A 6,913-nucleotide genomic window follows, 5' to 3' on the forward strand; every position below is an offset into this window, starting at 1 on the left:
CCCCCCCCCCCCCCCCCCCCCCCCCCCCCCCCCCCCCCGCTCCTGCTGTTAGGGGAAAGGAAGTAGGGAAGTGTCTCCGTGTACAAAAGACACGGGCTGGATATCCCTTTGGACGGACTTCAGCCATATAACGCTGACGGATATCATGATCATGAGGGCGTTTGCATTTTGCTCAAGGTATCCAGCAATGCGCTTCCCTCTTCCGACATCAGGCTTTGCGCCAGCTGAAGTGTTTGATTTTGGCCCAATTCGGAGACAGGGGACAATACGGTCGTATATACTTTATCTAACGCCTGCCTGCACGATGCTTCTGTAACACCGTCATTTTCTGCCGTTGCAAAATAAGCGCGATAGGTCAAAGACTTGAGGGCAGAGAGAAAGTTCATAACAGTGTGCAGTTGTTCATCGTTCAATATTGCAATCCCCTGTGGCGAAACCGAAGTGTATGGATAGGAAATTACTGTGTAAAGATTCTCTGTTTCAAGCAGTATTCTTGATAGGCTCTCATCCTTTTTGCCGCTACCATACAAATAGTCAGCTAAATTCCTTTTGATATTTAGCGGTGCAGTGTTCATATGATATGCTTGTATCTCGCTTGCTTTCGCGATTCGTGCACCTGACGCGCTTAATTGCGATGATCCAAGTACAAACGCTAAGGGGAATGCTACAATTGTTGCAATGAATATGGGCAAAAAATAATGTCGGAATTTATACCGTAGCTTTTCCATGTCTCACTGAACCTCTTAGTGATGCCACAAGTTGTATATATGCTAAAGAGAATTACGTGATCAAAATTAATAGTACCAGGGGATGCTGGTGTCCATTTACTGCTTAACCTATATCAAACCTTTGATGAGAAAGTGCTGCTGTATTTGAGCGATAAGTATAAACTATATACGAAAAGGAATCTGAAACTGTCGATGTATATGTGACATCCGAAGATATCGCAAAGGAATACTTCCCAGGTTGCACTGAATGCAGATTAAATGCTACTGCTATTGGTGCATCGTCAAAGGTAATTCCTGCCAAAGGATTAGCCCAAAAGTGTACTTCCTTACTGGCATCAGTAGAATCATCAAGCGTTACCGTAAATTTATTCCCTGCGTTTGAAATTATCGTTTTTAAAATACTAGCAACGCTGGATTCAATTTCAAATGCACCTGTTACGAGATCAAATAGTTTGCTAACAAATGTTACATCATCCCCGGTCGTATTTTTACTTATGGAATCTACAGATATAGTTGGCATACTGTCATTTCGACTAATGCTAAAGTCGACGGTTGATACAGAGGTTCCAACATGTTGCGTGCCAGCAAGTGTTCCATCAAAACTCGAATTGATCTCATCGCAAAATGTTGTAACGCCTGCTGCTAATCGATCGGCATTATCTGCGTATGCAAGCTGAAGCTTCTGCGAATAAGAAGGGGCATCTGGGCCATCATAACTCTCAAAACCAACCAGAATAGAAGAAGTTTTGTCCCAGTTAGGTACTTCCTGAGCATCATCAAGCACCTTGATACTATTTTTTCCACCATGATTATTGCTTTGCTTTGTATTCATATTTGAAACCATCTCTGGAGTAATCACAGTACCTCCGAAATCAAACCTAACAACATCATTCCAATCTCTTGCATTTTGAGGAATGATAGTAACTGCAACGCTTACAGTTTCACTATCAGTGGCTTTAAGCATTCCTACATTAACATCACATTCTGTGCCATTAATAAAGGTATGTCCAACCAAATCTCCGAAAAGGATGCTCCCATTTTCATAAGGTATAAGTTCATACGAAGTTCCGTGGGTGCTAATTAGGTGTGTATCTCCCCCAATATTAACTTCAAAATCTAATGTAGTCTCATACATACTATTCGGTGCAGAAACCATTGACAAATACAGATTGATATTTCCGTATTCATCATTTGAGGAATAGGAACTTCCCTGAGAATTTGTATTAAAAATTTTATCAAAGGCGGTATGGTTTAGGATGTGATTGATAGTCACTCCATTAGTATATACGATTTCATCTGGTATTGGTTCTGAGGTAGCAGATGCTGTAGAAAGTAGCAAGACAAGGATTAAGAACAGTGATACGAATTTCCTTAACATTACAAATTCCTACCTTTCATGTTTGTATTTAATCAACATTTCGGACTAGGAATACATCGAAGATTATCTCTTTGCTGTAATGGCAGCGGAGGTCGGGGTCGTCCTGCTATCACCACCGTCTTCGTCCTCGGCAAAGACATCCGCCGTTACCCGGTATTGATGTCCGATGGTTCCCTGATACGAAAGGGTCCTGCTGTAGCTGGAGCGGTTTTCGGCGGTCATCCAGCTTTCGCCCTCGTACTCTTTGGCGGTGCTCCAGGTCCTTCCGCCATCGTCGGACTCCTCCAACAAAATGTAGCTGGCGCCCAGTTCTGAAACACGTTGATTTGCGACGACGGAAATCGTTATTTCAACGGCGCCACGGTCACCCGCGAAAAGCGTGGCAGAATATCTCGTAAGATAGGAACTTGCCCGCTCAACCGCCGAAGCATGGATGACGAAGCCTGTGCAGAAGGCCAGCGCAAAAATTGCTGCACAGATGCAGCGCAGAGATTTTTTCATAGTTGACTGCTCCTCTCTTATGTATAAATAGAATCAATGATTGTGATCATTTCCTGTTCGGTCAACGGTCCCGTAATAGAGCACTCACAGGTACCGTTCACCCAGGCAGCCACCCGTACATTCACATTCGACATGATGTAGTGGACAATGCCGTTTTTGGTGTACTCGATCACAGAGGAACCATCTTTTTCAAAGATGGATGAGGAAAAGGTGCCGTCCATTCGATAGGAATACATAAGGTTCAGGATGCTCTGACCGCTGCTGTAGGAGGCAGTGAATACGACCTGTCCGGTTGAAGGGCTGGCCTCCACATAGTCCAGCACATACCCCTCCGGAATCCAGGACGGGGCCAGCGGTTCAGAAATGGAGTGGGCGTCAAAAGCATCCTGAAGCGTGGGGTATTGCTCCACTTCGTAGATCAGAACCCCATCAATGTCAACAGGAACTGCGGAAACCGCGGAAGTTGCAGGGCCTGCCGGGGCAGCAAAGCGGAATGTCTCCTCCGTCCATCGCCCGATTGCACCAAACACGTCGATGCCAGCGGCCTGTGCACAAAACATAGTGAATACGGCGACGATGGCCGCAACAACGACAACTCTTGCGAAGGCTCTGCGGAAACGGAATCCATGAGATCCTCTTTGGGGAACCTCCGGTTTGGGCAAAATGTCCTCGTCGAATAAAATCGCATGCTGTGAACGGAACTTTTCCCATGACCGTTCCACATCAAAATCTTTTTCGAGAGGAGCTTTTTTGTCCAGGGCGGCCAGATAGGAGTCAATCACATCCTCATCATAGGTAAGGTCTGTCATTTCATCCATCCTGGCTTCCAGCTCTGTCAACAGCTCGTCCGCTGTTTTGTCGCACAGATGTCCTTGGATTTGAGAGACGTTGCCCTTCCCTCTGCCCGACTGGTGTGGGGCTCGTTTCTTCTCGGGCATCATGACACCTCCTTCTTAGGAATATCAGAAAGACTGATAGAAACATTACATCAATTCTGAAAAATCTGTTTCTTTTTCCGCCAGCTTTTTATAGTGTTGCTTTGCCCGGAACATCTGAGTCCGGCAGGTCAGGATCGGAATCTTCAGCCGTGCAGAAATCTCCCCGTAGGACAGCCCTTCCTCATAGAACCAGACCAACAGATCCTGTTCCCGCTGGGTGAGGCCCGGCGGCAGTATATCGCGCAGAGAAAAAAACTGTTTTGGAGGGGCGCTGATTTGAGTGATTTGTTCCTCTATGGAAATTTCATGGCTAGATTGCTTCTGGTTCCTGTCCATAGAATGGCGGATTAGGTTTTGAACGACTTTCATCAGCCACCCGGAGGGGTTTGGATGAACTCTTACGGTATCAAACCGAGCCAGGAGCAATAAGAATGCCTCCTGTACGACATTCTCAGCCTCGTCTTTATCGCCCAGCCGGCGGAAAGCGACCTTATACAGTTTGAGGGCATTGGCTTCATAAAGTTCCTTCACCCATGCTTCATCTGCTGGACTCATAAGCATCTCTCCTCCCGGTTGGCTGGTACCGGCTCCATTTTACCGAAGCAGGCTGGAAAATGCAATCCCGCCCCCGGTTTCCAGCCAAAACCGGGAGCGGGCGTTTTTACGGCAGAAAGGGCTTGAGGTACTCGGCCATGGAGCGGGACATCTCGCGGGAGAAATCGGAGTTGTACTTGCGCTTGCAGAAGGCGTCCAGCCACGCACCGTAGGGCCGGGCTCCGGCGTTGTCGGCCAGCATAGCCTCCAGCTCGGCCGGCTCCATGCGGCGGTAGGCGTTCTCGTGGACGATGTGCTCCAAGGCGCGGCGGCGGGGCTTTTCCCGCTCCTGCTGTTGCTGTGTGGGGTAGCCAAACACCAGCAGGGCGGCGGGCACCACGTACTCCGGCAGGCGGAGCAGGGTCCGGTGGGTCTCCACCTGCTCCAGAATGTCGCCGATGTAGCAGGAGCCGATGCCCAGGCTCCATGCGGCGGTGACGGCGTTCTGGGCGGCGATATTGGCGTCGGACAGGGCCAGCCACAGGTCGCCCGGCCCGGGGCGGCGGGGGGAACAGCCCCCGGCGGCAAAGGCGTCGTACCACTTCTGGCAGTCGGCGCAGAAAAGGAGCACCAGCGGGGCCTGGGCGATGAAGGGCTGGTGGTCGCAGGTGTCGGCCAACGTGTCCTTGACGGCCTGGTCGGTAATGTCTAAAATGGTATAGAGCTGCTGGTTCCCCGCCGTGGGGGCGGCGCAGGCCGCCTCCAGGATGGCCCGCCGGGCCTCCGGGGGAATGGGCCGGTCCAGAAAGGCCCGCACCGACTTGCGGGCGTGGAGCTGGGACAGAACTTCGTTCATAAAAATCCCTCCTAGGATGTGATGGTGTGAAAGAGATGCAGTTTACCGTGGAGCGGGGCGGCCCGCTGCTGCCCTTCCTGCTGGAGCACGTGAAGGGGAGCCGCAACCATGTCAAGTCGCTGCTCGCCCGGGGGCAGGTGCAGGTGGATGGGGCGGCCGTCCGCCGCCCCGACCACCCCCTCGCCCCCGGCCAGCGGGTGAGCGTGCTCGCCCAGGGGGCGGAGGCGCGGCGGGCCCCCTTCCCGGTGCTCTATGAGGACGGGCGCATCCTGGTCATTGACAAGCCCTCCGGCCTGCTGAGCATGGCCAGCGACCGGGAGAAGGTGCGCACCGCCTACCGCATGGCGGGGGAGTACGTGCGCCGCACCAGGCCCGGAGGGCGGGTGTTCATCGTCCACCGGCTGGACCGCGACACCTCCGGCGTGCTCCTGTTCGCCAAAGACGAGGAGACCAAGCGGGCCTATCAGGAGCACTGGGACGCGCTGGTGCGCCGCCGGGGCTATCTGGCGGTGGTGGAGGGCCGGCCCCCCAGGGAGGAGGACACCATCCGCACCCTTCTGCGGGAGAACGCCGCCCACAAGGTCTACTCCGTCCGCTCCGGCGGCAAGGAGGCGGTGACCCACTACCGCACCATCCAGGCGGGGCGGGAGTACACCCTGCTGGAGGTGGACATCGACACCGGGCGCAAGAACCAGATCCGCGCCCACCTGAGCGAGCTGGGCTGCCCCGTGGCGGGAGACCGGGACTACGGCGCGGCCGCCAGCCCGCTGGGCCGCCTGTGCCTCCACGCCCACGAGCTGGCCCTGACCGACCCCTTCACCGGGGAGGAGCGGACGTTCCGCTCCGGGGCCCCCCGGGGCTTCCGCGCGCTGGTCTGCTAGAGACCCAGCCGGGCCCGGGCCTGGGTGCGGAACTCCACCAGCTCGGGATAGCGGTAGAAAAAGTTCAGCTTCTCCTCCCAGACGGCATCCCCCTCCGGGGCGTCCCACAGGACAAAGTAGGTGAAGCTCTCCGCAATGTCCTCCGACGGGTCGGTGGAGGCGTAGTCGGTGACGAAATCCGCCTGGTGCCGGAGGTAAAAGCCATAGCTGTCCGGATTGGCCAGGCGGTCATGCAGGTAGTCCGTCCAGAAGGCGTGGTAGAAGTCATCCAGATAGGAGCCGGACCGGGCGACCATGCCCTCCTCGCAGTACCGTGCGCCGCTCTCCGGAGCGCCGTAGTCCGCCTGGGTGTCGTTGAGGGTGAGGTAGTGGGTATACTCGTGGAGGACGGTTTCGGTAAACCAGTCCAACTCCCCGGCATCCGCCGGGTCCACCGCCAGTTCCCACCGCGTCCCTGTGTCATCCAGGGGGGACACATAGGCCAGGGTTTCATCCAGACCGTCGGTAAAGACAGTAAAGCGGGAAAAGCCGTCCAGGGCCCCCTCGGGCAGAAGGGCGTTCACCTGTGCCCACAGGGGACGGTAGACATCCTCCCCAGAGGTCAGCCGGAGGCCGCCGTCCGGCTCCACGGCATAGTCGGCCAGCGGGCGCTCGGCGGGAGAGGCATAGCCCCAGGAGCCGCCGCCCCCCAGGTATTTGAGCGTGTACCGCTCATAGAGCCGGTTGAGGCGGTCCACCAGATTGGCCTCCTCAGTGGACAACTGCCACCGTGCTTCCGCCTCCCGTGTCTGGCGCAGGGGGAGGAGCTGTTCCACAAGGGTATGTACATGGGCCAGCTCCGCCTCGGAGAGCAGGCCGTCCAGCTCCCCAAGCTGGGCGGAGGCCAGCGCATCGGCGGCGGGATTTTCCACAGATACACCAGAGGATGTGGAAAACTTCTCCGGTTGTTTGCAGCCAGCCAGGAGAAGCAGGGGGAGCAGCGCCAGGAGGGCGCGGCGCTTGACCATGGGATCACCTCCGTGTTGGATTATTTCCGCCATTGTACCACAGGAGAGTGAAAAAGAGAAGGGGGGGGGGGGGGGGGGGGGGGGGGGGGG

At 54.8% G+C, this 6,913-nt stretch carries 7 protein-coding genes; 1 reads left to right on the forward strand and 6 read right to left on the reverse strand.

The features are described from left to right. Positions 1–149 precede the first annotated feature (149 nt). The 6 genes from ACESY8_RS12640 to ACESY8_RS12665 form a co-directional block, all read right to left on the reverse strand. On the reverse strand, positions 150–728 hold the full coding sequence (locus ACESY8_RS12640) for a hypothetical protein (protein ID WP_152970529.1): 579 nt from the start codon (positions 726–728) through the stop codon (positions 150–152). A gap of 103 nt (positions 729–831) precedes the next feature. Beyond that, positions 832–2,106 (reverse strand): hypothetical protein, encoded by a 1,275-nt coding sequence (locus ACESY8_RS12645; protein ID WP_157838676.1) that lies wholly within the window; start codon positions 2,104–2,106, stop codon positions 832–834. Positions 2,107–2,169: 63 nt separating this feature from the next. Next, a complete protein-coding gene (locus ACESY8_RS12650) occupies positions 2,170–2,607 on the reverse strand; it encodes a hypothetical protein (RefSeq protein WP_044942569.1) in 438 nt (145 codons plus the stop codon). Between the two features lie 17 nt (positions 2,608–2,624). After that, positions 2,625–3,545: a DUF4367 domain-containing protein gene (locus tag ACESY8_RS12655; RefSeq protein WP_009259690.1), complete on the reverse strand. Its 921-nt coding sequence runs from the start codon at positions 3,543–3,545 to the stop codon at positions 2,625–2,627. Between the two features lie 45 nt (positions 3,546–3,590). Next, entirely contained in the window at positions 3,591–4,100 is a 510-nt protein-coding gene (locus ACESY8_RS12660; RefSeq protein ID WP_009259689.1) for an RNA polymerase sigma factor, read from the reverse strand. Between the two features lie 106 nt (positions 4,101–4,206). Next, positions 4,207–4,935, reverse strand: coding sequence for a nitroreductase family protein (locus tag ACESY8_RS12665; RefSeq protein ID WP_054339414.1), 729 nt, complete (start codon positions 4,933–4,935; stop codon positions 4,207–4,209). Between the two features lie 35 nt (positions 4,936–4,970). Here ACESY8_RS12665 and ACESY8_RS12670 point away from each other — a divergent pair, with 35 nt between their 5' ends. Next, on the forward strand, positions 4,971–5,816 hold the full coding sequence (locus tag ACESY8_RS12670) for an RluA family pseudouridine synthase (RefSeq protein WP_498794765.1): 846 nt from the start codon (positions 4,971–4,973) through the stop codon (positions 5,814–5,816). Positions 5,817–6,913 lie beyond the last annotated feature (1,097 nt).

Source organism: Clostridium sp. ATCC BAA-442 (assembly GCF_964239415.1).
GTDB lineage: Bacteria > Bacillota > Clostridia > Oscillospirales > Oscillospiraceae > Flavonifractor > Flavonifractor plautii.

Bases quoted from the DNA above. Each gene is read 5' to 3' on its own strand.
- ACESY8_RS12640 (WP_152970529.1), bottom strand. From the start codon at position 728: ATGGAAAAGCTACGGTATAAATTCCGACATTATTTTTTGCCCATATTC.
- ACESY8_RS12645 (WP_157838676.1), bottom strand. From the start codon at position 2,106: ATGTTAAGGAAATTCGTATCACTGTTCTTAATCCTTGTCTTGCTACTT.
- ACESY8_RS12650 (WP_044942569.1), bottom strand. From the start codon at position 2,607: ATGAAAAAATCTCTGCGCTGCATCTGTGCAGCAATTTTTGCGCTGGCC.
- ACESY8_RS12655 (WP_009259690.1), bottom strand. From the start codon at position 3,545: ATGCCCGAGAAGAAACGAGCCCCACACCAGTCGGGCAGAGGGAAGGGC.
- ACESY8_RS12660 (WP_009259689.1), bottom strand. From the start codon at position 4,100: ATGAGTCCAGCAGATGAAGCATGGGTGAAGGAACTTTATGAAGCCAAT.
- ACESY8_RS12665 (WP_054339414.1), bottom strand. From the start codon at position 4,935: ATGAACGAAGTTCTGTCCCAGCTCCACGCCCGCAAGTCGGTGCGGGCC.
- ACESY8_RS12670 (WP_498794765.1), top strand. From the start codon at position 4,971: ATGCAGTTTACCGTGGAGCGGGGCGGCCCGCTGCTGCCCTTCCTGCTG.